The 25,991-nt window shown below is 40.3% G+C and carries 25 protein-coding genes; 23 read left to right on the top strand and 2 right to left on the bottom strand.

The genetic code is table 11. The features are described from left to right. Positions 1–6 precede the first annotated feature (6 nt). Together GJS40_RS12330 and GJS40_RS12325 are read left to right on the top strand one after the other, a co-directional pair. Entirely contained in the window at positions 7–573 is a 567-nt protein-coding gene (locus tag GJS40_RS12330; protein WP_270898154.1) for a ComE operon protein 2, read from the top strand. 10 nt (positions 574–583) lie between these two features. Then, positions 584–2,932, top strand: a complete 2,349-nt coding sequence (locus GJS40_RS12325) for a DNA internalization-related competence protein ComEC/Rec2 (protein WP_270898153.1) — start codon at positions 584–586, stop codon at positions 2,930–2,932. Between the two features lie 26 nt (positions 2,933–2,958). Here the strand turns inward: GJS40_RS12325 and GJS40_RS12320 are convergent, their stop codons facing one another. After that, positions 2,959–3,102 (bottom strand): YqzM family protein, encoded by a 144-nt coding sequence (locus tag GJS40_RS12320; protein ID WP_270898152.1) that lies wholly within the window; start codon positions 3,100–3,102, stop codon positions 2,959–2,961. A 316-nt stretch (positions 3,103–3,418) separates the two neighbouring features. Here GJS40_RS12320 and holA point away from each other — a divergent pair, with 316 nt between their 5' ends. Next, the gene (holA, locus tag GJS40_RS12315) at positions 3,419–4,441 is read left to right on the top strand and encodes a DNA polymerase III subunit delta (protein ID WP_270898151.1); all 1,023 of its coding nucleotides are present in this window, start codon (positions 3,419–3,421) and stop codon (positions 4,439–4,441) included. Between the two features lie 26 nt (positions 4,442–4,467). Here the strand turns inward: holA and rpsT are convergent, their stop codons facing one another. Then, on the bottom strand, positions 4,468–4,734 hold the full coding sequence (rpsT, locus tag GJS40_RS12310; RefSeq protein ID WP_270898150.1) for a 30S ribosomal protein S20: 267 nt from the start codon (positions 4,732–4,734) through the stop codon (positions 4,468–4,470). A gap of 148 nt (positions 4,735–4,882) precedes the next feature. Here rpsT and gpr point away from each other — a divergent pair, with 148 nt between their 5' ends. From gpr to yqfD, 20 genes are all read left to right on the top strand, one after another. After that, on the top strand, positions 4,883–5,980 hold the full coding sequence (gene gpr, locus GJS40_RS12305; RefSeq protein ID WP_270898149.1) for a GPR endopeptidase: 1,098 nt from the start codon (positions 4,883–4,885) through the stop codon (positions 5,978–5,980). Positions 5,981–7,024: 1,044 nt separating this feature from the next. Further along, on the top strand, positions 7,025–8,170 hold the full coding sequence (gene spoIIP, locus GJS40_RS12300; RefSeq protein ID WP_270898148.1) for a stage II sporulation protein P: 1,146 nt from the start codon (positions 7,025–7,027) through the stop codon (positions 8,168–8,170). Further along, positions 8,167–8,457 (top strand): hypothetical protein, encoded by a 291-nt coding sequence (locus GJS40_RS12295; protein ID WP_270898147.1) that lies wholly within the window; start codon positions 8,167–8,169, stop codon positions 8,455–8,457. The genes spoIIP and GJS40_RS12295 overlap by 4 nt, the downstream gene beginning before the upstream one ends. Before the next feature lie 151 nt (positions 8,458–8,608). Then, positions 8,609–10,432, top strand: a complete 1,824-nt coding sequence (gene lepA / locus GJS40_RS12290) for a translation elongation factor 4 (protein WP_270898146.1) — start codon at positions 8,609–8,611, stop codon at positions 10,430–10,432. Positions 10,433–10,492: 60 nt separating this feature from the next. After that, on the top strand, positions 10,493–11,626 hold the full coding sequence (gene hemW, locus GJS40_RS12285) for a radical SAM family heme chaperone HemW (RefSeq protein WP_270898145.1): 1,134 nt from the start codon (positions 10,493–10,495) through the stop codon (positions 11,624–11,626). Positions 11,627–11,718: 92 nt separating this feature from the next. After that, the gene (gene hrcA / locus GJS40_RS12280; RefSeq protein WP_270898144.1) at positions 11,719–12,744 is read left to right on the top strand and encodes a heat-inducible transcriptional repressor HrcA; all 1,026 of its coding nucleotides are present in this window, start codon (positions 11,719–11,721) and stop codon (positions 12,742–12,744) included. Between the two features lie 90 nt (positions 12,745–12,834). Next, positions 12,835–13,482, top strand: coding sequence for a nucleotide exchange factor GrpE (grpE, locus tag GJS40_RS12275; RefSeq protein WP_270898143.1), 648 nt, complete (start codon positions 12,835–12,837; stop codon positions 13,480–13,482). Positions 13,483–13,512: 30 nt separating this feature from the next. Then, entirely contained in the window at positions 13,513–15,360 is a 1,848-nt protein-coding gene (gene dnaK, locus GJS40_RS12270) for a molecular chaperone DnaK (RefSeq protein ID WP_270898142.1), read from the top strand. A gap of 235 nt (positions 15,361–15,595) precedes the next feature. Next, positions 15,596–16,714, top strand: a complete 1,119-nt coding sequence (gene dnaJ / locus GJS40_RS12265) for a molecular chaperone DnaJ (protein WP_270898141.1) — start codon at positions 15,596–15,598, stop codon at positions 16,712–16,714. Between the two features lie 20 nt (positions 16,715–16,734). Beyond that, positions 16,735–17,649, top strand: coding sequence for a 50S ribosomal protein L11 methyltransferase (gene prmA / locus GJS40_RS12260; protein ID WP_270898140.1), 915 nt, complete (start codon positions 16,735–16,737; stop codon positions 17,647–17,649). Between the two features lie 11 nt (positions 17,650–17,660). Next, positions 17,661–18,398 (top strand): RsmE family RNA methyltransferase, encoded by a 738-nt coding sequence (locus GJS40_RS12255; protein ID WP_270898139.1) that lies wholly within the window; start codon positions 17,661–17,663, stop codon positions 18,396–18,398. A 6-nt stretch (positions 18,399–18,404) separates the two neighbouring features. Continuing rightward, positions 18,405–19,739, top strand: a complete 1,335-nt coding sequence (mtaB, locus tag GJS40_RS12250; RefSeq protein WP_270898138.1) for a tRNA (N(6)-L-threonylcarbamoyladenosine(37)-C(2))-methylthiotransferase MtaB — start codon at positions 18,405–18,407, stop codon at positions 19,737–19,739. 14 nt (positions 19,740–19,753) lie between these two features. Beyond that, positions 19,754–20,434 (top strand): deoxyribose-phosphate aldolase, encoded by a 681-nt coding sequence (gene deoC / locus GJS40_RS12245; RefSeq protein WP_270898137.1) that lies wholly within the window; start codon positions 19,754–19,756, stop codon positions 20,432–20,434. Positions 20,435–20,605: 171 nt separating this feature from the next. Next, positions 20,606–20,779, top strand: coding sequence for a 30S ribosomal protein S21 (gene rpsU, locus GJS40_RS12240; RefSeq protein ID WP_270898136.1), 174 nt, complete (start codon positions 20,606–20,608; stop codon positions 20,777–20,779). A 208-nt stretch (positions 20,780–20,987) separates the two neighbouring features. Continuing rightward, positions 20,988–22,316 (top strand): NfeD family protein, encoded by a 1,329-nt coding sequence (locus GJS40_RS12235; RefSeq protein ID WP_270898135.1) that lies wholly within the window; start codon positions 20,988–20,990, stop codon positions 22,314–22,316. 12 nt (positions 22,317–22,328) lie between these two features. Further along, positions 22,329–23,339, top strand: coding sequence for a flotillin-like protein FloA (gene floA / locus GJS40_RS12230; RefSeq protein WP_270898134.1), 1,011 nt, complete (start codon positions 22,329–22,331; stop codon positions 23,337–23,339). Between the two features lie 20 nt (positions 23,340–23,359). Continuing rightward, entirely contained in the window at positions 23,360–23,866 is a 507-nt protein-coding gene (locus GJS40_RS12225) for a hypothetical protein (RefSeq protein WP_270898133.1), read from the top strand. A gap of 220 nt (positions 23,867–24,086) precedes the next feature. Continuing rightward, entirely contained in the window at positions 24,087–24,287 is a 201-nt protein-coding gene (locus GJS40_RS12220; protein ID WP_270898132.1) for a hypothetical protein, read from the top strand. Between the two features lie 226 nt (positions 24,288–24,513). Beyond that, positions 24,514–24,813 (top strand): sporulation protein YqfC, encoded by a 300-nt coding sequence (yqfC, locus tag GJS40_RS12215; RefSeq protein ID WP_270898131.1) that lies wholly within the window; start codon positions 24,514–24,516, stop codon positions 24,811–24,813. After that, entirely contained in the window at positions 24,810–25,991 is a 1,182-nt protein-coding gene (yqfD, locus tag GJS40_RS12210) for a sporulation protein YqfD (RefSeq protein WP_270898130.1), read from the top strand. The genes yqfC and yqfD overlap by 4 nt, the downstream gene beginning before the upstream one ends.

Below are 25,991 nucleotides of genomic sequence, written 5' to 3'. Positions count from 1 at the left end.
TCATCTATGGAACGGCTCTCTTGGGATCAGTACTTTATGGCTCAAAGTCACTTATTAGCTCTCCGAAGCACTTGTCCTCGTCTTGCCGTTGGAGCAACGATTGTTCGAAGTAATCGCATTATCGCCGGTGGCTATAATGGCTCGATTTCTGGAGGAGAGCATTGTACCGACGCCGGTTGTTACGTAGTAGATAACCATTGTATACGAACGATCCATGCCGAAATGAATGCGCTATTGCAATGTGCGAAATTCGGTGTTTCGACAGAAGGGGCAGAGATGTATGTGACCCATTTTCCGTGTGTCCATTGTACAAAATCAATCATCCAAAGCGGCATTAAAAAAGTGTCGTATGCTAAGGATTATCACAACCATCCTTATGCTGAAGAGCTCTTTCAAGATGCAGGAATTCAGACGGAAAAAGTGATATTGGAAGAAGGCGTCTTAGATATAAAAAACGAAGAAAAACTTTCTTTTACATCAGAGTTACTGCAACGGCTTGAACAAGCTGGTGTTTCAAGTGAAGAAATGAAAAAGTTGCATGAGCGAGCGAATCAATTATTCACTAATGCGTGAAGGTGATTGTGTGAAACAACAACCACTCTTATTCGTCGGATGGGGAATTGCCGCAGTAAGTGTCGCACTTACCGACTTCTCAACGGGAGCGCTTTCTTTTGCGGCGTTCCTTCTTTTATTTACATTCATCGTCGGAAGGAAAAAGCATTTGATGTTTTCTTTACTCCTCGTTTTTCTCCTTTTTTATATGCGGGCAGACATGGTAGAAAAGATGAATATCACGAAATTGAGCGGGGAAGAAAATATCCTTGCCGGCTCAATCATTGATGGTCCCTATCGAGATGGAAACCGTGCTCAGTTCGAATTAAAAACGACCTATGATGAAAAACTTCTTGTGACCGTTTTTCTTCATGAAGCAAAAGAAATCGCCCAATTGCGTGAAATAACCCCTCATTCTTCTTGTGTCTTACGTGGTGAATTGAAATCACCGCTTCCCTCCACCGTAAATTTCCATGACTTTGATTATGCAACGTACTTAAAAATGAACCGTATTCATTGGCTGTTTGAACTCTCGTCTATCCGGGACCTCACTTGTCAGCAATCTTCCTCTTTTGATTTATTTACCCTCGTGAAATTATATCGTCACTATGGGTTAGAAAAACTTGATACTCTTTTCGAAGAACCTATGAAAGGAATTGCTGGAGCACTCATTTTTGGTGAAAGACATTTTCTTTCTGCCAATACTGAAGAGGCCTATCAAAAGCTCGGTCTAATCCATATTTTGGCGGTGTCTGGTCTTCACGTTGGATTGATCAGCGGAGTCGTTTTCTTTGGGCTTATTCGCTCTGGGATCATGCGGGAGAGGGCGGAGACGATTCTTTTATGGATTTTACCGTTGTATATGATTGTTGCAGGATTTGCTCCTTCAGTCATTAGGGCTGGAACAGTCGTGATGTTATATATCATTTTCCGAAAAATGAACGTCTCTATTCCTCCTTTCCCTCTTCTTTGCTACATTGCGTTAATTCTCCTCTTTATCCATCCTTATTATCTTTTTCATGTCGGCTTTCAATTATCTTTTTTAATTAGTGGAAGTTTACTATTATCTCGTTTCATTCTTGCCAAAAGAACAAGAATGACGCAAATGGTGCTCGTCACGGTGATTTCACAAATAACCGCATTTCCTGTATTGTTATATCATTTTTATGAATTTTCATTGCTGAGTTTTGTTCTCAATTTGATCATTGTTCCGGTTATTGCATTTCTTATCTTGCCGGTTGTTTTTCTATTATTTTTCCTTTCTTTTTTGAATGTTTCGATCATGAAAATGTTCTCTCAACCATTTAATATTCTCATAGAAATAATTCATCGTTTTTTAGTAGAAGCAACTTCTTGGCACATGTTTCATCTCGTTTTTGGTAAACCGAATACTTTTTTTCTTTGGCTGCTATCTTTCACTATTTTCTGGTGGCTGTATCGACTCGATCGTTTTTCTATTCGTAAACAGAAAATGATTGCTCCTACGATAGCGGTGATTTTCGTATGTACAAGCACAATGATTGCACCGTATTTCAATAAATATGGAACGGTGACAGTTTTAGACGTTGGTCAAGGGGATAGTATCGTGATTGAACTGCCGTACCGAAAAGCGGTGTACGTCATTGATGGAGGAGGAGTGCTTCCTTTTGCGAAAGAAGAATGGCAAAAAAGAAAAAATCCTTATGATCCGGGCAAAAGCATCGTTGTTTCTTATTTAAAAGCACGCGGTATTGGAACCATCGATAAAGTGGTAGTGACTCACGGGGATTTTGATCATTATGGTGGCTTGTATTCCGTATTACATGACATGCGGGTCAAAGAACTGTTGTACGGAGCAGGAGACACTTTTAAAGAAGGTGAGCGTCATTTTCTTCAATACGTGAATGGTTTAAATATCCCGATTCAATGGGTCAAGGAAGGGATGGGATGGAAAAAAGATTCATATTCTTTTCATGTGTTATGGCCGGAAAGGAATATGCCGCCGGGAAATCAACGTTCCATCGTCATTTATACAGAATTAGGTGGAGTTGGTTGGTTATTTACTGGAGATATAGAAGAAGAAGTGGAAGAAATGCTGCTTCAACATCATCCCCATCTCCGTGCCGAATTTTTAAAAGTGGGTCATCACGGAAGTAGAACGTCCACTACTTCTTCCTTTGTGCAACAATTACAACCAGTGGCTGCTTTCATTTCGGTAGGGAGATGCAATCGATTTGGTCATCCCCATAAAGAAACGCTGCAAACTTTAGCAACTAACGGAGTGAATGTGTATCGTAGTGACGAGGACGGCGCGATTCAAGTGACGTTTTCAGACAACCATATACATGAACTGAAAAAAGCCACAGAAATGACCGGTCAAATAAAAAAACCTTGTTCTTAACAACAAGGTTTTCTTTGAAGGAATGATTAATATAAAGTGCCACCTGCGACATCTAACACGATGCCAATGAAGAAAATTAACGTAAAGAAAACGAATGAAACGACTGCAGCTACCACCGCGTCATTAAAGTCATTTCTTTTAGATTGCACATCTTTTTCAAATTCATTCATTTCCCTTTTCCCTCCTTGTATCATCTGTCCTTAGTATAAGACAAGATTTTGCAAAAATCCACGTTCGTTTTAAAAAATGTGTGTCATTTCTTCTGATGTAAAGAGTTGTCACCTATAACAATCGACAACATAGGATATTCTAAGAAACAAATCCCGTTAGTGAAAAGGGTTCCTAGGCCTTTTCACTAACGTTTATATAAATGGAAAGTGCTTTTATGGCACTTTCCTTTTCTCCTGTAAGACGGTTGCGAAAAATGACGACAATCGTTACGATAAAACTAAGCGTCGGCAAATTCATGAACGAGGTAGGGAACAGATGGATTATTTCTCATTCGTCAAAGAAATAGAAAAAAATCGTATTCACCCATTATATTTATTGTACGGAAAAGAAGACTTTCTCATTAAAGATAGTGTTGACAAAATCGTGTCCACTTTACTCACCGAAGAAGAAAAAGATTTTAATTACTCCATTTATGATATGAAAGAAGTGCCAATACAAGTAGCGGTGGAAGAAGGAGAAACACTTCCTTTTTTTGGGGAACGTCGCGTCATTTTTTTAAAAAACTGTTACTTTTTAACAACCGTTAAAGAGAAAGAAAAAGTTGAACATGATCTTTCTACATTCGAAAAATATATTCAATCACCAGCAGAAGAAACGGTCATGATTGTTTCCGTGGGGCACGAGAAACTCGATGAACGAAAAAAAATCGTGAAACAATTGAAAAAAAACGGTGTCTTTTTAGAAGCAAATGCGTTTCAAGAAAAAGAACTTCGCCAATGGATAGATAATTTTGAACGAGAAATTTCCCTCCAGTTAGAGGAAAAAGCAAAAAATAAATTAGTGCAATTGACCGGAAGAAACATGATGACATTAACGTCTGAACTAAACAAACTTTCTTTGTATGGGGAAGAAGGGGGAGTGATTACGGAAGCGGACATCGAAGAACTAGTACCTCGGACGTTAGAAGACAATATTTTTGAGTTAGTGGATAGTGTTGTCCGTGGTAAAGCAGAACGAGCGATGGACATTTTTTATGACTTAATCAAACAAAAAGAAGAACCCATCAAGATAGTTGCCTTATTAGCAAGGCAATTTCGCATTATTCTGCAAGCATCTTATTTACATAAGAAAGGTTACACCCAGAAACAAATCGCCTCTCAAATCAAGGTGCATCCCTATGCAGTAAAAATGGCTTTGGCGCAAGGAAAACGATTTGATGAACGGCAATTGACGAATATTTTACAAACGTTAGCGACGGTTGATTACGACATGAAAACCGGAAAGATGGAGAAACAATTGCGGCTCGAACTTTGCTTATTAGAATTATTACACGAGTAAAAAAACGACCCTTTAAGGAGTCGTTTTTATTTTGCAATACGATGAAGTTTTTTTGCCATGCGAGATTTTTCTCTTGCAGCTGCGTTTTTATGAATCATTTTTTTACCAGCTGCTTTATCTACTTGTTTCGTCGCTAAAATGAATAATTCTTTCGCGCCTTCTACGTCACCATTTTCCACTTTTTTATTGAATTCTTTTACGGCAGAGCGCATAGACGATTTGAAAGCACTTTGTTTTACACGTACTTCTTCGCTTTTCACAGCGCGTTTTTTCGCTGATTTAATATTTGCCATTCCGATTCCTCCTTTGCTTTGTCTTCATAAACAACAGGTGTAAGTACAAGAGGATTCTACCAAAAATCATCCCTTGGTGCAAGGAAGAATAAAATGATGGGACGCTTTGCATAATACGAAGTAGGACGGTGAAAGTAGGTGAAAGGAATTGAAGAAAGATTTGGACTTATCCGCATACTCAGTACGAACGGATTTAGCGCTCGAACAAAAGGAACTATTGGAAGAAAAAGAAACATCTACCTTAGAAGGAATTTTTCATAAAGTAAAAGAGACGAATGGAGTAAAAGTGACATTCGTAACCATCGATGAGAAAGGGGCAAAACAATCAGGCAAAAAAGCAGGGGAATACGTGACGATAGAAGCAATTGATATGAGAAAGCAAGATACAGAAGTGCAAAAGAAGATAGAACAAGTTTTTGCAGAGGAGTTTGCACATTTATTAGAAAAGCTGTCGATCCCAAAAGATGCCACCTGCTTAATTACCGGTCTTGGTAACTGGAATGTTACTCCTGATGCACTTGGTCCAATGGTGGTCGAAAAATTAGTCGTCACGAGACATTTGTATGAAGAAGCGCCGGAATATGTTGAAGAAGGGTTTCGCTCTGTCAGTGCTTTTGCCCCTGGCGTGATGGGAATGACCGGGGTAGAGACAGGAGATATTATCCATGCTATTGTCAAGAAAATACAACCAGATTTTCTCATTGCCATCGATGCTCTTGCATCGCGCTCATTAGAACGTTTAAATGCAACCATTCAAATTTCAGATACTGGCATTCATCCTGGAGCAGGAGTTGGAAACAAACGAAAAGAATTAAGTAAAGAAACCCTCGGAATTCCCGTGATTGCTGTTGGTATCCCGACAGTTGTTGATGCGGTGTCGATTGTTAGTGATAGTATTGATTACTTATTAAAACATCTCGGAAAGGAAATGTCGTCTCAACATCAAGCCCGCCATGCGCTCTTTCCTACGGGAATCCCTTTTGGAGAACGGACTGTATTAACAGAAAAAGATTTGCCCGATGAATCAGAACGAGAAGCAATGATGGGAATGGTAGGTCGATTAACGGAAGAAGAAAAACGACAGCTCATTTATGAAGTATTGACTCCAATTGGTCACAATTTAATGGTTACCCCAAAAGAAGTAGACGTCTTTATGCGAGACATGGCAAACATCATTGCAGAAGGATTAAATGCAGCTTTACACGAAGAAATCAATCAAGATGAGACAGGGACGTATACGAAATAGCAATTGCTTACTCGGTGCAAAGGAAGTAGCGTAACGTCCTAAAGTTTCACTTGTCCTTGTGATTACCCGGTGCAACGGAATCGAGTGCTGAAAAATTGAGAATCCAATCCTCCAAGGAATCATACGACGGTTCCCTATTTTATCAAGCGAAAAAAAGTGTCGTATGATTCATTCATGGTACCTTTTTTTCGAAAATATTTAATTAAGTAGTCGCATGGAAGCGTAGGTTCGTCATAAGTATGCGATGTAAGCTTTGAATGTTACGGTTTACCGTTTCATGCGACACATTAATATGAATAAAAGAGAAATAGACGTCGCATGAGCGCTTTATGCGACGTCTATTCACATTAGAATCCCGAATAAGTGCCGTATAGCTGATGAAAATGGAAATAATGAGGGAGCTGTCCAAAAGTCATGATTGGTGACTTTTTGGACATTTTTTTGTGACCCCTTCATCAAAAATTGCTTCTGGAAACGCCTCTTGGCCGAATAGGCATGTTTCCAACACCAAAATGTTGATGGAAATAAGTCATGGATAGTCATGCCAACGTTTGATCAAAGTATTGCTTGTGAAAGCAAGCCATGGATGAGTAATGGCACCGTTTCATTCAAAAATAGTTTGTGAAAACAAGCTATGAATGGATCATGGCACCGTTTCAGCGCTAATTGATTGTTGAAAGGAACGCTCGATTTATTTATCAGGACTTATTAGACAGCCCATGTTCATACGACTTGTTATTGCTAAGAAATATTTTATATAAAACCTATTGAGTGGTCCTATGACATTCATAACTTCGAAAGCGAATCACTCGAGCGTTTTGGATCGCTGAAGAAGCCAAATAGTGGCTTCTTTCACTTCTCCTTCAGCGTTTGTCGCGGTTAAACGTTTTTCTCCGAAACCAGGCGCTTGGTCGGGCAAAAGTAGAAAGAGCGGACTTTTATTCCCGATCCTTCTATCGCCATCACGCCGATACAATCCCTCTGATTTTTTTAAGTTCTATTTTTCCTTTTGTTTTGCATAGAGTGGAGTGAGGGGGAGTTGCGATGGTACATAGAGAAGTGAGAAGGACGAGCATTCGAAAGGTGTTTGTTGTTGGTATTATTGGTTACGTGTTCGTCATTTTTTTGTTAGCGATGTTAACAACAATTGAACAAGGAAGATACTTTTCTTCCCGCCAGTTACATTCGTGGAGCACCAACATTCAAAAGGAGTTGCTCGGCTCATTTTTTACTTATGAAAACCGGTATTTTTCTGTCCCTGAGACAGAGACATTTGCCGGGGTGACGATTTCTAATATGTTGTTTGAATTTGCCACAAGGGTGAATTTGCAAGAACCTCGGACGTTATTAGTAAGAGAATTACCAGGACTTGCTTCATTTGATGGAAATATTGTCGTTGCTGGTGATGGCGCGGATATTACGAGCATGCCGATTGAATCGGCCCCGCCACTTGATGTTTTAATGGAGGAAAGGGAAGCGATTAGAAAACCGTTAGAGATTATGGGAGGAGCGGACAAGCAGTCATCCTTTTCATCACAGGCGCCTATTGCACATATTGTTCATACGCATAGCCGTGAATCCTTTTTGCCTGAATTAGAAGGCTCAGAAAATGTAGCTTTTCATCCGGAAGTTAATATTACGTTAGTTGGTCAACGACTAGGGGAGAAATTAAAAGAAAAAGGTGTACCTACCTTGGTCGATACGACAGACGTGGAAAAGAAATTACAAGAAAATAATTGGGAGTATCATCGTTCGTATGATATATCTCGGGAAGTCGTCCAAGAGGCAATGGCAGAAAATGACCAATTACAGTTGTTTTTTGATATTCATCGAGACTCCCAACCGCGAGATATTACGACCGTTACCATTAATAACGAAACGATAGCGCGAACGATGTTTGTAATTGGAGAGAATAATCCGAATTATGAAAAAAACTTAGAAATGGCCAAGGATTTGCATCACCGTCTCCAAGAAAACTACCCAGGTTTAAGCAGAGCGGTCATTACAAAAGGCGGGCATGGTTCAAATGGTCGGTACAATCAAGATTTGTCAGAGCATTCGATTTTAATTGAAATTGGCGGCATGGAAAATACGTTGGAGGAAGCGTTTCGAGCTGCCGATATTTTGGCAGAAGTCATCAGTGAACAATATTTTGAAAACCAGTCTGAAGAGGGAGGAAAAGAAGAATGAAGATGCTTGTTGGAATCCTATTTAGTGGGTTATTATTTTTTTTCGGTATGATGACTGGTCATTATTACGCCTATGTCAGTTGGCAATCCCTCGGGTTGATTCCCGAAGAAGAAACGGAAGCGAAGGAAGAAACAGAAGAACTAGGAATCGAAAAGGAAGAGAAAAATAACTGGAAAGAAGAATTACTTTATCGACAAGAACTATTAAAAGAGAGCAAAAGGGAAAATATTTTTTCTTCCATTGGAAAGTCTTTGGATATATTTCCGTCATATGAGGATGTCAAATAGAAATAGTACATTGAATGAAAACAATTGATAACATCGGACGTGGTAGGTGCGAACAGACTCACTTGCGTCATGATTGAATAACGCTGGATGGATTGATATAATTAAGGTTACTTTTCCGGTTATGGTAAGTTTGGCAGGAGTGAATGAAACGATGAACAATCAAGAACGGTTAGAGAGACAAAAAAAGATAAGGAACTTTTCTATCATTGCTCATATCGATCACGGAAAGTCGACCATTGCGGACCGGTTGTTAGAAGCAACGAGTGCCCTTTCTGAAAGGGAAATGAAAGAACAAACCCTTGATGCGATGGATTTAGAACGTGAGCGAGGAATCACCATTAAATTAAACTCTGTTCAGCTTGAGTATGAAGATGAAGATGGCGAAAGATATACTTTTCATTTAATTGACACACCGGGACACGTCGATTTTTCCTATGAAGTGTCACGCAGTTTAGCAGCGTGCGAAGGCGCTTTATTAATTGTTGATGCAGCGCAAGGCATTGAAGCGCAGACCCTTGCTAATGTATATCTGGCTCTTGATAATGATCTTGAAATTATACCGGTAATCAATAAAATCGATTTACCTAGTGCAGATCCGGAGCGAGTAAAAAATGAAATTGAGCAAGTCATTGGCATCGATGCTTCTGAAGCGGTGCTTGCCTCTGCAAAAAATGGCATTGGAACAGAAGACATTTTAAAAGCAATTGTAACCAAAATTCCCGCCCCAACTGGAGACCCTAGCGCGCCTCTTCAAGCGCTCATTTTTGATTCTTTGTATGATTCGTATCGAGGGGTGGTTGCGTACATACGTATTAAAGAAGGAACGGTAAAACCCGGGGAAAAAATTAAGATGATGGCCACAGGGAAAGAGTTTGAAGTAACCGAAGTTGGTGTATTTACCCCTGAACCGGTCGCTACGAACGAATTAACAGTCGGAGATGTCGGTTATTTAACAGCTTCGATAAAAAATGTAGGGGATACCCGGGTGGGGGATACGATTACTCACGCCGATCGTCCAGCAGAAGAACCGTTACCAGGTTACAAAAAAATGAATCCAATGGTTTTCTGCGGGATGTATCCGGTTGATTCTAACGATTACAATGCTTTACGAGATGCGTTAGAACGATTGGAATTAAATGATAGTTCTCTTCAATACGAACCAGAGACTTCTCAAGCATTAGGTTTTGGGTTCCGTTGTGGGTTTTTAGGTCTCCTTCACATGGAAATTTTACAAGAGCGAATTGAACGAGAGTATGGAATTGATTTAATCACGACGGCACCAAGTGTGGTTTATCACGTTTATTTAACGGATGGAGAAATGATTGAAGTGGACAATCCGTCACATATGCCGGAACAACAAAAAATTGACGTTGTGGAAGAACCTTTCGTGGAAGCAAGCGTCATGGTTCCGAATGATTTCGTCGGCGCAGTGATGGAAATTTGCCAAAATAAACGTGGCGAATTTGTCGATATGAAATATTTAGATGAAAATCGTGTAAATATCATTTATCATATGCCAATGACGGAAATTGTCTATGATTTTTTCGATCAATTGAAGTCAAGCACGAAAGGATATGCTTCTTTTGATTATGAATTGATCGGCTATAAAGAGTCGAACTTAGTAAAAATGGACATTTTATTAAACGGGGAAATTGTCGATGCATTGTCTGTCATTGTACACCGAGACCAGGCGTATGAACGAGGGAAAGCAATTGTCGAGAAATTAAAAGATTTAATTCCTCGTCAACAATTTGAAGTGCCCGTTCAAGCGAGCATCGGACAAAAAATTATTGCCCGTTCGAATATTAAAGCGATGCGTAAAAACGTACTTTCTAAATGTTATGGGGGAGACGTCTCTCGGAAAAGAAAATTGTTAGAAAAGCAAAAAGAAGGAAAACGCCGAATGAAAAGTGTAGGAAAAGTCGAGGTACCGCAAGAAGCCTTTATGTCGGTCTTACGTATGGACGATTCATGATGCGATCTGCTCCCTCACAGTTAGGGAGCTTTCTTTTTTAAATAAAGGAAGTGAGCACGTATGCCAACCGCGATGTATATTCACATCCCGTTTTGTGAGCATATTTGTTATTATTGTGATTTCAATAAATTTTTTATTCAAAATCAACCGGTAGACGACTATATCGAAGCTTTAAATAAAGAAATCAACGAAAATATTTCTCGAACCCATCCGCCATTTCAGTCGATTTATATTGGTGGAGGTACGCCGACTGCCTTATCAGCCAATCAGCTGGAAAAATTGTTAACGAATGTATTTGAGCGCATTTCCGTCCATCCAGAACAGTTGGAATTTACGGTGGAAATGAACCCCGGAGATGCAGATAAAAATAAATTAAAATTACTGCGAGACTTCGGTGTGAATCGTTTGAGTATTGGGGTGCAAAGCTTTCACGATGATATGTTAAAGAAAATCGGGAGAGGTCACACGGCAAGTGATGCACGTAAAACAGTCTCTTTCGCGCAAGAAACGGGATTCAAAAACATTTCGATTGATTTAATGTATGGTTTACCTGGTCAAACAATGACGATGTGGCAAGAGACCATTTCGGAAGCGTTGCAATTAGAGGTTCAACATATGTCTGCTTATTCTTTACTCCTTGAGACAAATACGATGTTTTACAATTGGTATCGAAAAGGAGAATTACAGTTGCTATCGGAAGATACCGAAGCGGACATGTACGAATATCTTGTTGAAAAATTGAGTGTTCATGGCTATGAGGCATATGAATTAAGTAATTTTGCAAAGCCTGGGTTTGAGTCCCGACATAATCAAACGTATTGGAAAAACAATCATTATTATGGGTTCGGAGCAGGAGCTCATGGCTATGTCAACGGGATAAGATATGAAAATATAAAACCCCTTCCCCATTATATCGAAGCCCTTAAGAAGAACGAATCCCCGATAAAAGAGCAACATCAAGTGACAAAAAAAGAAATGATGGAAGAAGAAATGTTTATGGGGTTGCGAATGAGCAAAGGTGTGTCTCAGAAGCTTTTTTATGAAAAATATCAGGAAAAAATGGAAGAAATATTTGGAAAGCAAATCAATCGCTTATTAGAAGAACGATTAGTGGAATGGAAAGATGATTCGCTTTCCTTGACACCAAAAGGGAAGTTACTGGCGAATGAAGTGTTTGAAGCATTTTTGCTATAGTATCTTCTTTCATTGACAAAAGTTTCTCCATTTGATAATTTTATTGTAGATTTAGCACTCGAAATTGCAGAGTGCTAACAGAGGTGATTTTTATGCTGACAGATCGCCAAATGCTGATATTGCAAGTGATTGTTGACAGTTATATACAATCAGCAGAACCAGTTGGATCACGGAGTATTTCAAAGAACGAAGATATAAATTACAGTGCAGCAACGATTCGAAATGACATGGCGGATTTGGAAGAGCTCGGTTATTTAGAAAAACCACATACTTCATCCGGCCGAATTCCCTCGGAAAAAGGGTATCGTCATTACGTGGACCATTTATTGCTCCCACACCATTTGTCCGAAGAAGAATTGCAAAATATGAAAGCATTGTTTACAAAAAATATTGTAGAAGTAGAACAAATTATTAAAGAGTCAGCCACCATTTTATCAGATTTAACGAGTTATGCTTCCATCGTACTCGGTCCGGAAATTTTTGAATCAAAACTGAAACAAGTACAAATCATACCTTTATCGGAACAAGTAGCAGTTGCTATTCTTGTCACAAATACCGGACATGTCGAAAACCACACCGTTACAATGCCGTCTACGTTAAATAGCAGTGATGTCGAAAAAATCGTGAACATTTTAAATGAAAGGCTCGTAGGCGTTCCGTTATATCAATTAGAGGAAGCGATTCAAAAAGAAGTTGCCGGTGTGTTAAGACAACATATTAAAAGTTACAAAGACGCTCTCATATTTGCGGAAGAAACATTACAAAAAACGAAACAAGAAAAAGTGTTTTATGGCGGGAAATCTAACTTATTAATTCAACCGGAGTTTCATGATATTAATAAAGTAAAAGAGCTTTTAGAAGTTTTTGAAGAAGATGAAACAATTTTCGATTTGTTAAAACCGGAACAAGATGGACTTTCGATTCGCATCGGACAAGAAAATGGAAACGAAGCATTTGAAGATTGTACCGTTATTTCAGCCACTTATTCCTACAAAGGGAAGCCGGTTGGAACGATTGGAATTGTCGGACCGACGAGAATGGAATATCCTCGTGTCATTGGGATTGTCGATCATTTGTCAAAAGGAATTTCACAAGCATTAACTAACTTGTATAGATGAAGTGGTTCGTGGTAAGATGAATGATTGGTAATAGAGGAGAGTTCGTCTCTCCTCTCTTTGTGCCAAAAATAACGTAGGGGGTGAACCAGGATGAGCGACGAAAACAAGCAAACCGAAGAGACAAAGGTATTGAATGATGAACATCAAGAGGAAGAGGTTAACGAAAATAAACAGGAAGAAGTCGTCGCAGAAGAAGAGCAGACGACAGAAACTCATCCTGAGGAAATAGAAGACAGGACAGAAAATAGTGAAGAAGAAAGTGAAAAAGAAACGGAAACGAACGCTCACGAAGAAGAAATTGCATCATTAACAAAAGAAGTAGATGAGTGGAAAAATCGATATTTACGGGCACAAGCAGACATGGAGAATTTAAGAAGACGCACGAAAGAAGAAAAAGAAAAAGCATTAAAATATAGCACGCAAAGTTTGATGGAAGCATTGCTTCCGGTTATTGACAATTTCGAACGAGCCCTGAATATCGAAGCAAAAAGCGAAGAAGCTTCCTCGATATTAGAAGGAGTTCATATGGTGTATGAGCAACTTCTTTCCGCTTTAGAAAAAGAAGGAATGGAAGTTATCCCAGCGAAAGGCGAAATTTTTGATCCGCATGTTCACCAAGCAGTGATGCAAGTAGAAGAAGAAGAGTTTGCATCAGGTGAAATTGTGGAAGAATTACAAAAGGGTTATAAGCTCAAAGACCGTGTACTTCGACCATCCATGGTAAAAGTAAATGCATAACTACATACAAAAGATAGGAGGATGTCAATCATGGGCAAAGTTATTGGAATTGATCTAGGAACAACAAACTCATGTGTTGCAGTGATGGAAGGAAAAGAAGCGGAAGTGATTCCGAATCCGGAAGGAAATCGCACGACTCCTTCTGTGGTTGCCTTTAAAGACGGAGAGAGACAAGTAGGCGAGGTAGCTAAGCGCCAAGCGATTACAAACCCAAACACAATTCAATCGATTAAAAGACACATGGGAACTTCTTATAAAGTGAATGTTGACGGAAAAGAATATACCCCGCAAGAAATATCTGCCATTATTTTACAGAAATTGAAAGCTGATGCAGAAAGTTACTTGGGGGAAGAAGTGACAAAAGCGGTTATTACAGTTCCCGCTTATTTTAATGATTCCCAACGACAAGCAACCAAAGATGCAGGTAAAATTGCCGGGCTGGAAGTAGAGAGAATTGTAAACGAACCTACGGCAGCGGCCCTTGCTTATGGATTGGATAAAGAAGACGATCAAACGATTCTCGTTTATGACTTAGGGGGAGGAACCTTTGACGTTTCCATCCTCGAACTTGGAGACGGCTTTTTTGAAGTAAAATCGACTTCCGGAGACAATAAACTTGGTGGGGACGACTTTGACCAAGTGATTATTGATTATTTAGTAGATGAATTCAAAAAAGAAAATGGCATTGATTTGTCTCAAGATAAAATGGCGATGCAACGACTAAAAGATGCAGCCGAAAAAGCGAAAAAAGATTTATCGGGAGTTACGCAAACGCAAATTTCTCTTCCGTTCATCACAGCAGATGCTAGTGGTCCAAAACATCTAGAGTTGACTTTAACGCGGGCGAAGTTTGAAGAGCTATCTGCCCATTTAGTAGAAAAAACGATGGGACCTACTCGCCAAGCGTTGGAGGATGCAGACCTTAGCCCATCAGAGATTGACAAAGTCATTTTAGTAGGTGGATCCACTCGGATTCCAGCAGTGCAAGAAGCGATTAAAAATTTAACTGGAAAAGAGCCTCATAAAGGAGTCAATCCGGACGAAGTAGTTGCGCTCGGTGCAGCGGTGCAAGCCGGTGTCTTATCTGGGGATGTAAAAGATGTGGTGCTGTTAGACGTCACCCCGCTTTCCTTAGGAATTGAAACGATGGGAGGCGTATTTACGAAACTGATCGAACGAAACACGACCATCCCTACAAGCAAGTCGCAAATTTTCTCCACTGCAACAGACAATCAGCCTTCTGTTGATATTCACGTACTTCAAGGGGAACGTGAAATGGCAGCGGATAATAAAACGTTAGGACGCTTCCAATTAACGGATATTCCGCCAGCACCACGCGGAGTTCCTCAAATCGAAGTAACTTTTGACATTGACGCAAACGGTATTGTCAATGTTCGGGCGAAGGATTTAGGAACGAATAAAGAACAATCCATTACGATTACTTCTTCTTCCGGTCTGTCAGAAGAAGAAATCGAGCGAATGGTAAAAGAAGCAGAAGAGCATGCGGAAGAAGATAAAAAACGGAAAGAAGCAGTAGAACTTCGCAATGAAGCGGATCAGCTTGTCTTTACAACGGAAAAAACTTTAAATGATCTCGGTGATAATGTCGATGCCGCGGAAAAAGAAAAAGCAACCGAAGCAAAAGACGCATTGAAAAAAGCGCTGGAAGGCGATGACCTTGATGAAATTCGTGCCAAAAAAGACGAGTTGCAAGGAATTGTTCAACAACTCACAACGAAATTGTATGAACAAGCGGCACAACAAGCACAAGCGGCGCAAGGAAATGATAATGCCCAAAATGCTCAAAGTAAAAACGCCGATGACAATGTTGTAGACGCCGAGTATGAAGAAGTAGATGATGACAAAAAAAATAATTAATATGTACAGACGATAATCCTTACAGGGGGCTGTCCCACAATGAAGATAAATATGTTGCTTCATTAAGGGCAGCTCCTTTTCTTCATGTGATAGTTGAAGAATTTTCACGTATAATGATAAGATTATCGTTGTACTTTAAGTAAGTTTTATTATATTGAGGAATAAAGCATAGCTCTAACGAAGGCTTGGTGATAAGCCAAGTTTGTTGATGGATATGGGAACGGGAGTGAAATGGATGTCGAAACGTGATTTTTATGAAGTATTGGGAGTGAGTAAAGACGCCTCTCCAGAAGAAATAAAAAAGGCATATCGCAAACTAGCACGTAAGTACCATCCCGACGTGAATAAGTCGGAAGATGCAGAAGAAAAGTTTAAAGAAGTAAAAGAAGCGTATGACACGTTAAGTGACCCTCAAAAACGCTCTCATTATGACCGTTTTGGACATACAGATCCGAATCAAGGCTTTGGAGGAGCTGGGGGAAGCGCAGATTTCGGTGGCTTTAGTGATATATTTGACATGTTTTTCGGCGGTGGTAGTCGAAGAGACCCGAATGCACCGCGCCAAGGAGCAGATTTACAATACACGATGACATTGACTTTTAAAGAAGCGGCGTTCGGTAAAGAGACGCAAATTGAAATTCCACGAGAAGAAAATTGCAACACGTGCCACGGTTCCGGAGCAAAACCTGGAACAAAACCAGAGACTTGTACGACTTGTGGAGGAACCGGCCAATTAAATGTGGAACAAACAACGCCTTTCGGTCGAATTGTCAATCGCAGAGTGTGTAATCGCTGTAACGGTTCGGGTCAATTCATTCGAGAAAGATGTACAACGTGTGGAGGAAAAGGAAAAGTTCGTAAAAACAAGCGCATTAATGTAAAAGTACCGGCGGGAGTTGACGATGGTCAACAAATTCGTGTGGCCGGCCAAGGGGAACCAGGAAAAAATGGTGGACCGCACGGAGATTTGTACGTTGTCTTCAAAGTGCAACCGCATGAGTTCTTTGAACGAGACGGTGACGATGTACTTTGTGAGATGCCGCTTACTTTTACGCAAGTTGCCCTCGGAGATGAAATTGAAGTGCCGACATTGTACGGAAAAGTAAAATTGAAAATACCAGCCGGGACACAAACGGGCACAAGTTTCCGATTACGAGGAAAAGGAATTCGCAATGTTCATGGACGGGGACAAGGAGATCAACATGTGATTGTACGAGTAATTACGCCGAAAAAATTAAACGAGAAACAAAAAGAACTGTTGCGAGAACTGGCTAGAGTGAGTGGAGACCGAGGAATAGATGAACAAACGAATAACTTCTTTGATAAAGTGAAGCGAGCTTTTAAAGGAGAATAACCACCTGGAGTTGGTATAAATTGTACTGGATAGAATGTTCTGTTCATACGACGAGAGAAGCGATGGAGACTGTTTCCCATATCTTACATGAGATGGGAGCAGCTGGGGTCGTCATTGAAGATAAGGAATCATTGGGAGAAGATATGAATGTACGCTCGTTAGAAGATTACGTAACAGTAAAAGCATACTTCCCAGAACAAAAAATAACGGAAAAAATGATCGATCTCGAGCAGGCGTTAGAATCACTGCCTCAATTTCATGAACATATTGGAAGAAATGAAATTACATTAAACAAAGTGGCCGAAGAAGATTGGGCAGAATCTTGGAAAAAGTACTATAAACCAACTTCGGTGACCGATACATTAACGATTGTACCGACGTGGGAAAAATATGAGAAAGAAACCGGAGAGCATGTGATTGAATTGGATCCTGGCATGGCGTTTGGGACAGGAACGCATTCTACGACCATTCTTACTTTGAGAGCGTTGGAAAAAACGATTCAAGGGGGAGAATCCGTCATAGATGTCGGCACTGGTTCCGGCATTCTTGCGATTGCAGCAGCAAAGTTTGGTGCTCGAAATGTTCTCGCTCTTGACAATGATGAGACAGCGGTGAACGTAGCAAAAGAAAACATTGCCCATAATGAAGTAGAACATCTTATTTCCGTGGAACAAAATGATTTGCTAAAAGGAATTACAACTCGTGCGAACGTCATATGCGCCAACATACTGGCAGAAGTGATTACGGAATGTGCGGAAGATGCGTATCGTCTCCTTACACCTCATGGGATTTTCATCGCTTCAGGGATTATTGAACATAAATTGGAGGAAGTTCATCGCTCGCTAATGGATGCTGGATTTTCGATGAAAGAAACGTCCAAAATGGGAGATTGGGTGTTAATCATTGCGATAAAAAAGAACAATGAAGAAAGATAGGACGAAACGCTATGCAACGATATTTTGTAGAGCCCAGCAATATGGGAGAACGGGAAGTAATGATTGAAGGAAATGACGTCAAACATATCACCAGAGTGATGCGTATGGGCGTAGGAGACCATATTATTTGTTTAAATAATAACGGACGAGAAGTGTTGGCTCAAATTGACAAAGTGGAAAATCACCGGCTCGTTGCGAAGATTGTCAAAGAGCATAAAAATTTATCGGAATTACCGGTTTCTGTTGCGATCGCCCAAGCATTGATAAAAGGAGATAAGTTAGACTATGTCGTCCAGAAATGTACGGAATTTGGGGCGAAGGCTATTTATCTCTTTGCGTCCGATCGTTCTGTGGTAAAATGGGATCAACAAAAATCCGCCAAAAAGATAGCACGTTTAAAGAAAATTGCTAAAAAAGCAGCGGAGCAATCCGGTCGCTTGTTTATTCCGGATATTTCTTTTACCTCTCATTTGGTAGAAGCAACAACCGAGGTGGAGATGCGTTTGTTTTTAGATGAAGAAAAAGCGAAGAAGCACGATCATACCGGACTATTTGATGCGCTTCATCAACATCCTTCCTCTCTTCTTGCGGTAGTAGGACCAGAAGGAGGACTTAGTGAACAGGAAAAAACCATCTTTTGTGAACACGGTTTTCAAGGGATCAGTCTCGGTCCACGAATTTTACGAAGTGAATCAGCAGCCATATACACTTTATCTGCTCTATCTTATCATTATGAGTTATCGAGGTGACAAACAATGACATCAGTAGCTTTTTATACGCTCGGATGTAAAGTGAATCATTATGAAACAGAAGCTATTTGGCAACTGTTTAAAAAAGCCGGATATGAAAAACAAGAATTTGATAAACATGCAGATGTGTATGTCATTAACACATGCACTGTTACAAATACGGGAGACAAAAAAAGCCGTCAAATTATTCGCCGAGCGATTCGAAAAAATCCGGAAGCCATCGTGTGTGTAACCGGCTGTTATGCTCAAACGTCCTCCGCCGAAGTGATGGACATACCGGGAGTTGACATCGTTGTAGGCACACAAGACCGTGCGAAATTAATCGGTTATATAGAAGAATTCAAAAAAACACGCGAGCCGATTAATGGTGTGAAAAACATTATGAAAAATCGCGTGTACGAAGAATTAGACGTCCCAAACTTCACCGACCGCACCCGAGCTTCTTTGAAAATTCAAGAAGGATGTAACAATTTCTGTACATTTTGTATCATTCCTTGGGCAAGAGGACTGCTCCGTTCACGTCAGCCAGAAGAAGTAATAAAACAAGCCAATCAACTTGTTCAAGCCGGATACAAAGAAATAGTATTAACGGGGATTCATACAGGCGGTTACGGCGAAGATATGAAAGATTACAATTTCGCAATGTTGCTAAGAGACTTGGAAAAAGTAAAAGGATTAAAACGCATTCGTATTTCTTCGATTGAAGCAAGTCAAATCACAGATGAAGTGATTCAAGTCATTCATGACTCAGAAAAAATCGTCAACCACTTACACATCCCGCTACAATCCGGGTCTGATCAAGTCCTCAAGCGTATGAGAAGAAAATATACGACAGCGTTTTATAGAGAGCGTGTCGAAAAACTGAAAGAAGCCCTTCCCGGTCTTGCGGTGACAACCGACGTTATCGTTGGATTTCCGGGTGAAACAGAAGAAGAATTTCAGGAGACTTATCAATTTATTTCAGACATACAATTTTCCGAACTTCATGTGTTTCCATACTCTAAACGGACAGGTACTCCGGCTTCCAGAATGGAAAATCAAGTGGATGACGAGACAAAACAAGAACGGGTGCACACTTTAATTGCCTTATCAAATCAACTGGCAAAAGAATACGCTTCTTCCTATGAAAGAGAAGTGCTGGAAGTGATTCCTGAAGAGCGCGATAAGGAAACAGGTTTGCTTACTGGATATACTCCAAACTATTTACGAATTCGTTTTAATGGCAGTGACGATATGATTGGAAAAATTGTTAAAGTAAAAATGACGAAAGCAGATTACCCATATTGTGAAGCGGAGTTTGTACGAGTGATGGAAGACGATGAAAACATCGTTTCTGCTTAAGAAAGGAGTTATTCATGGAATCTACATCTTTAGCCAAGGTCATTGACCATACTCTCCTCAAACCAGAAGCAACGGTGAGCGATGTAGTAGCATTGGCAAGAGAAGCGAAACAGTATGGCTTTTTCTCAGTATGTGTTCAACCATCCATGGTGAAAACTGCCTATGAGATATTAGCAGATACTGATGTCAATGTTTGTACCGTCATCGGTTTTCCATTGGGAGCAACTTTTACTTCGGTAAAAGTGTTTGAAGCAAAAGAAGCGATCAACGCTGGCGCATCGGAATTGGACATGGTGATGGCTATTGGCGCTTTAAAAGCGGGGAATGATGAGTATGTCAAACAAGATATTCAATCAGTGGTCGAAGCAGCTAAAGATCAAGCGATAGTAAAAGTTATTATTGAAACAGCGTTGCTTACGGATCAAGAAAAAGAAAAAGCTTGCCAGTTAGCAGTAGAAGCAGGTGCTGATTTCGTTAAAACTTCTTCGGGATTTTCCGGAGGAGGCGCGAAAGTGGCAGATGTAGAACGGATGAAAAAAATCGTCGGAGAGAAAGCAAAAGTAAAAGCAAGTGGAGGTATTCGTACGAAAGAAGCAGCGCTTGAAATGCTTGAAGCAGGTGCCGATCGTTTGGGCACAAGCGCAAGCCTTTCCATCATTGAAGCAATGACATATAAAGGGGATACAAATCACTGATATCGTAACAATGAAGTTCATCCTGTCATATTGCATTTTTTCCTTATTTGATTTATAATTTGTAAAAATGACTGACTTTTTTACTCTTTATGTGTGGAAGGTATTGGGGGGAAGTTACGTTACCTGAAAAGAGTAGGAAGCGTCAGTAGCTGTCCGGAGGGAGGGAATCCTATGGCTGAGACCCGCGTTCGTAAAAATGAAAACATCGATACCGCTCTTCGCCGTTTTAAGCGCACTTTGTCAAAAGAAGGGACAATGGCTGAGGTACGTAAACGTAAATATTACGAGAAGCCGAGTGTAAAACGGAAGAAGAAATCAGAAGCGGCAAGAAAACGGAAATATTAGTCCAGTAAACGGATATGGAAGACACCTTTCTCAGGAAGGGTGTTTTTTATTTTGCCAGACAAAAGGTTGGGCAAATAGGTATTAATACTTATGAAAATGTGCTAACAATCATCCAAAGGGGTCAATCTATACACTGTTCTATCGGGAAGATGGAAAAAATGATATAATGTAAAAACGGTTAAACATTGATAGGAAAGGAGGGTTTTAGTTGCAGAATCGTTTCGTCATCGCTATGTTCCTTGTGATTATAGGACTGTTTTCTGTCGTGTCCACTTATCATTTAACCGAAGCGACAGAGAAAAAAGTGTATGTCATCCCAGTGGAACAAACGGTGGAGAGAGGGTTAGAAGCATTTTTAGAGCGATCACTTGCTGAAGCAGTGGAAAATCATGCCGATCATGTTATTTTAGAAATTGATACGCCAGGAGGGGCAGTGGACGCAGCCAGCAACATTGCGTCGATTATTCGAAACACTCCGACTCCTGTTACGGCATTTGTCGTCAATGAAGCGTTGTCTGCGGGAGCATACATATCTCTCAATGCAGATGAAATTGCGATGGCCCCTGGTACGGAAATGGGTGCAGCTCAAGTCATTGATGGAAGCGGAAACGCAGCAGAGGATAAAGTGCATTCTGCTTGGGTAGCTAATATGATGAGTGCTGCTGAATTGAATGGTCGAAATCCCCTCTACGCCCAAGCGATGGCGGACCCAGAAATAGATTTAGAAGAGTATCGTGCAGGAAAAGGAAAACTGCTCTCTTTCACTGCGTCCGAAGCATATGAAGTGGGCTATGCAGAATATCTGGTTGACAATCGGGAAGAGCTATTAATAGAGCTAGGTTTAGAGGAAGCAAATGTTCAGGAATTAGAAGTTAGCTTTTCTGAACACATTGCCCGTTTTGTTACCCATCCAGTTGTTATACCAATATTGTTAAGTGTAGGAAGTTTAGGAATTGTATTAGAGTTATATTCCCCTGGCTTTGGAGTCCCAGGAATAATGGGCATCAGTGCTCTTCTTTTATTTTTCTTTGGCCACCTCATTGCCGGCTTTGCAGGGATGGAAGCAATGGTGTTGTTTGTCGTTGGAATGATCCTTCTCATCATTGAATTGTTTGTACCCGGATTTGGTATATTTGGTGTTTTAGGGATTGGAAGCATGATAGGAAGTATGATTTTAGCCTCGTATTCAACGATACATATCGTTGTTTCTATCTTGATAGCGGCGGTGATTACAATTGTCGTTGCGATGATGATGTTTAAAACCTTTGGAATGAAAGGACCGATGAAACGGTTAGTGTTAACAGAATCATTGACGACAAAAGAGGGGTTTGTGTCCCATGAAACGAAAGAAAATATTGTTGGAAAGAGAGGAAAAGCTGTCACTCCTCTGCGCCCATCTGGAACGATTATGATTGGCAAAGAACGCTTAGATGCGGTCTCAGAAGGTGATTATATTAGAGAAGGGGAACAAATAGAAATCATTGCAGTGGAAGGAGCTCGCACAATCGTTCGAGCACTAGTAGAGAAAAATAAATAAGGGAGGATCAAGATGCCGATTGATATTACGTTAATTATTGTACTTGCTTTAGTGATTATCGCTTTAGGTATACTATTTACTTTTGTACCGGTTGCACTTTGGATTTCTGCGTTAGCAGCAGGAGTAAAAGTAGGAATTTTTCAACTTGTTGGGATGAGACTCCGTCGCGTCATTCCGGCACGTGTCGTAAACCCGCTCATTAAAGCGGAAAAAGCCGGGTTAAATCTTGAATTAAACAAATTAGAAGGTCACTACCTAGCTGGTGGGAATGTAGATCGGGTCGTCAATGCTTTGATTGCAGCCCAACGAGCAAACATTGATTTAACTTTTGAACGTTGTGCAGCCATTGATTTAGCAGGACGAGATGTATTAGAAGCGGTACAAATGAGCGTTAATCCAAAGGTCATCGAAACGCCATTTATTGCCGGTGTTGCAATGGATGGAATTGAAGTAAAAGCGAAAGCACGAATTACGGTGCGGGCAAATATTGATCGCCTTGTCGGGGGTGCTGGTGAAGATACGGTGATCGCCCGGGTCGGAGAAGGAATTGTTTCCACCATCGGTTCTTCCGACGATCACAAAGAAGTGTTAGAAAATCCTGATAGCATTTCTCAAACGGTGTTAAGTAAAGGGTTAGACTCCGGGACTGCTTTTGAAATTTTGTCGATTGACATTGCGGATATTGATATTGGTAAAAATATTGGAGCTGGACTTCAAACAGATCAAGCAGAAGCGGATAAGAAAATTGCGCAAGCGAAAGCAGAAGAACGTCGTGCCATGGCAGTAGCTCAAGAACAAGAAATGAAAGCTCGCGTAGAAGAAATGCGTGCGAAAGTAGTAGAAGCCGAAGCAGAAGTACCACTAGCGATGGCAGAAGCGTTAAAATCCGGGAATATTGGTGTCATGGACTACATGAACCTCGAAAATATTCAAGCGGACACTGATATGAGAGATTCTATTGGAAAAAGTACGAAACCAAAAGATGACTATCAAGGTCCAACCGATCCGACAAAACGCTCGTAACTTAAAGAGGGGGACCTCCAATGATTAATTTTATCGAATTTATTTTGAGCAATTTCTTTTTCCTCGCTCTTCTCATCGGTGCGATCATTTCTGTTATAAATCGACAATCAAAAACAGGGAAAAAGGTAGAAAGAAAACAACAAGAAAAACCAACTTTTCAATGGGAAGATTTATTTGATCCGGAGACATATCAAAAAGAAGAGTCTCCTTCGCCTGCAGCACCATCTTCCGAGAATACACCACCATCTGAACCAGTGACATCCCCGCGGCAAACGGAGATGGAAGCTTATTATGAACAAAAGGAAGCGCTGGAAAGAAAAAAGCAACAAGCGGAAGAAAGGCTAAAACATTTGAATCCGTCCCCTCTTTTTGAAGAAAGACAGACAACGGAAAGGGGTGCTTCCACACCTAGTCACGCATTTACCGTGACGAATAAAGATGCAGTACAAGGTGTGATTTGGTCAGAGATATTAGGAGAGCCAGTGGCAAAAAGAAAATTACATCGAAGAAAAAATAACATATCATGAATTTTGAAAGAGCTGTCCAGAAAGTCTTAAATGATGACTTTTTGGACAGTTTTTTTTTGAAAGAGTTGGTTGCTGATGGCACTGTTTCCTTAAAAAACAGCATCTGGGGCCGAGTCATGGCGCCGTTTCATCTCAACAATACTTACGGAAGCGAGTCATAGATCAAACATGGCACCGTTTCCTCCAAAAATTGATTGCAGAAACAAGTCATAGCTCAATCATGGCACTGTTTCATCCTAACATTGCTTGTGGAAGCAAGTCATGGACGTCTCATGTCATCGTTTCAACCAAATATTGCCTGTGGAAACAAGTCATGAATCGATCATGGCACCGATTCAATCCAAACACCGTTGTGAAAGCAATCCATGCACCGTTTATGGCACCTTTTCAGCGTCAAATTGCTTTTGAAAGCAAGCCATGACCAGTCACGGCACCACTGTAACCGGTTCATGATGTCACTTCCACCTTCAACACCTTATGAATCGATACCATGAGTGAAAAAATTGTGTGAAACAATGGCATAAAGCAGTCATTATATTGATTTAAGTCCCCCTTTGTCCTTTTTATTTTCCATGCATGCACTCTCTCTTTATCAAGTGATAGAACATCACTTTCAACATATAAATAAAAAGTAAGGGGGCGTAACTATGCTAAATCGGCTCAAGCAATCTACGAAAGATTGGATGATTAAAAAGATGAATCTTCCCGAAGACGTGATATTGGATGTTCCCCGTTTAACAATGGTGGGGCAAGTGCATGTACTGATAGAAAATCATCAAGGGATTCTTCATTTTTCCAGTGAACACGTTCGCTTGAAAGTCGTTTTTGGTGAGTTGTCGATTCAAGGAACTGGTTTAACCATAAAAAATATATTGCCTAATGAGCTGTTACTTGAAGGAACAGTTGAAGAAGTTCGTTATCTTAATCGAAGGGATTCGATGCAATGATGAATGGACGGGGACCTTCTGAAGTGATTGTGCAAATACGAGGCGAGCAGTTAGAATATGTTTTAAATGAATGCATGAAGACAAACTTACCAATCAAACATGTGCAACGAAATAATGAAACAGTAACATGTATCATCCATCGAAAATATTTGTCCCAATTAGATCGTATTGTATTTGACAGTGATTGCACATGGGAAGTGGTGTCTTTATCTTTTTTTGAAAAGTACAAGCTTCTCGTAAAAGAGAGGATTGGATTTTTTATCGGAATGGCTGTTTTTGTTGCGATGATGATCCTTTTGTCACAAATGATTTGGAAAGTAGAAATCCGTGGAGCCAATCCAGCGCTGAAGCATGAAATTTCACAAGCAATTGAAGAAATAGGAGTATCAGTCGGAAAGTTTTCATTTCTTCTTCCCGGCTTAGAAGAAATCCAATCTCAACTTCTCGATCAATTAGAAGGAATTACTTGGGTAGGAGTGCAAAAACAAGGTACGACTTATCGTTTTGAAGTAGTCGAACAAACATTGCCGAAAGAACGGGAAGATGCCGCTCCTCGTCATTTAACGGCCAAAAAAACGGCAGTGATTCACTCCATTTATGCAGAAAAAGGACAAGTGCTCGTGGAAGAAAATGAACTGGTTCATCCTGGAGACATGCTTATTTCAGGGTTTATTGGCAAAGGGAAACATGCAAAAATGGTAGCTGCCACCGGGAAAGTCTTAGGTGAAACATGGTACCAAGCGACCGTAAACATTCCGCTAAAACAACGAGTAGATACGCTCACAGGAAATGTTGAAAAATCATATGCTCTGCAAATCGGTTCATTTCGCCTTCCAATTTGGGGTTTTTCTCAAGAAAAATCCTTTTCAAGCGTCGCACCATCCGAAACGATGAAACAGCCTGCTCTCTTTGAAAAATGGAATATTCCCATTTCCCTTTCCATCGTTACTTGGAATGAAAGTCAATCGCTTTCTCCTCCTGTAAAAAGGGAAGATTTGAGAAAAGTTGCAAAGGAAAGAGGGAGAAGTGAGTTAAAGAAAAAAATATCAGATGAAGCAACAATTCTAAACGAAAAAATTTTGCACGAGCAGTCGGAGAATGGTAAAGTGAAAATAGTTATTCATTACCAAGTAATTGAAGACATTACGTCGGAAACACCGATAATTCGAGGAGAATGA

The sequence above is a fragment of the Aliibacillus thermotolerans genome (assembly GCF_027853235.1).
GTDB lineage: Bacteria > Bacillota > Bacilli > Bacillales > Marinococcaceae > Aliibacillus > Aliibacillus thermotolerans.
The sequence above is the reverse complement of the archived record's forward strand: the minus strand, read 5'-3'. Positions and strand labels throughout refer to the sequence as shown.

Excerpts from the sequence above, each read along its gene's own strand:
- GJS40_RS12220 (WP_270898132.1), top strand. The coding sequence starts at position 24,087 with ATGGCACTGTTTCATCCTAACATTGCTTGTGGAAGCAAGTCATGGACG.
- grpE (WP_270898143.1), top strand. The coding sequence starts at position 12,835 with ATGAGCGACGAAAACAAGCAAACCGAAGAGACAAAGGTATTGAATGAT.
- deoC (WP_270898137.1), top strand. The coding sequence starts at position 19,754 with ATGGAATCTACATCTTTAGCCAAGGTCATTGACCATACTCTCCTCAAA.
- GJS40_RS12295 (WP_270898147.1), top strand. The coding sequence starts at position 8,167 with ATGAAGATGCTTGTTGGAATCCTATTTAGTGGGTTATTATTTTTTTTC.
- hrcA (WP_270898144.1), top strand. The coding sequence starts at position 11,719 with ATGCTGACAGATCGCCAAATGCTGATATTGCAAGTGATTGTTGACAGT.
- yqfD (WP_270898130.1), top strand. The coding sequence starts at position 24,810 with ATGATGAATGGACGGGGACCTTCTGAAGTGATTGTGCAAATACGAGGC.
- rpsU (WP_270898136.1), top strand. The coding sequence starts at position 20,606 with ATGGCTGAGACCCGCGTTCGTAAAAATGAAAACATCGATACCGCTCTT.
- GJS40_RS12255 (WP_270898139.1), top strand. The coding sequence starts at position 17,661 with ATGCAACGATATTTTGTAGAGCCCAGCAATATGGGAGAACGGGAAGTA.
- mtaB (WP_270898138.1), top strand. The coding sequence starts at position 18,405 with ATGACATCAGTAGCTTTTTATACGCTCGGATGTAAAGTGAATCATTAT.
- dnaK (WP_270898142.1), top strand. The coding sequence starts at position 13,513 with ATGGGCAAAGTTATTGGAATTGATCTAGGAACAACAAACTCATGTGTT.
- GJS40_RS12330 (WP_270898154.1), top strand. The coding sequence starts at position 7 with ATGGAACGGCTCTCTTGGGATCAGTACTTTATGGCTCAAAGTCACTTA.
- floA (WP_270898134.1), top strand. The coding sequence starts at position 22,329 with ATGCCGATTGATATTACGTTAATTATTGTACTTGCTTTAGTGATTATC.
- lepA (WP_270898146.1), top strand. The coding sequence starts at position 8,609 with ATGAACAATCAAGAACGGTTAGAGAGACAAAAAAAGATAAGGAACTTT.
- GJS40_RS12320 (WP_270898152.1), bottom strand. The coding sequence starts at position 3,102 with ATGAATGAATTTGAAAAAGATGTGCAATCTAAAAGAAATGACTTTAAT.
- holA (WP_270898151.1), top strand. The coding sequence starts at position 3,419 with ATGGATTATTTCTCATTCGTCAAAGAAATAGAAAAAAATCGTATTCAC.
- yqfC (WP_270898131.1), top strand. The coding sequence starts at position 24,514 with ATGCTAAATCGGCTCAAGCAATCTACGAAAGATTGGATGATTAAAAAG.
- rpsT (WP_270898150.1), bottom strand. The coding sequence starts at position 4,734 with ATGGCAAATATTAAATCAGCGAAAAAACGCGCTGTGAAAAGCGAAGAA.
- GJS40_RS12225 (WP_270898133.1), top strand. The coding sequence starts at position 23,360 with ATGATTAATTTTATCGAATTTATTTTGAGCAATTTCTTTTTCCTCGCT.
- dnaJ (WP_270898141.1), top strand. The coding sequence starts at position 15,596 with ATGTCGAAACGTGATTTTTATGAAGTATTGGGAGTGAGTAAAGACGCC.
- hemW (WP_270898145.1), top strand. The coding sequence starts at position 10,493 with ATGCCAACCGCGATGTATATTCACATCCCGTTTTGTGAGCATATTTGT.
- spoIIP (WP_270898148.1), top strand. The coding sequence starts at position 7,025 with ATGGTACATAGAGAAGTGAGAAGGACGAGCATTCGAAAGGTGTTTGTT.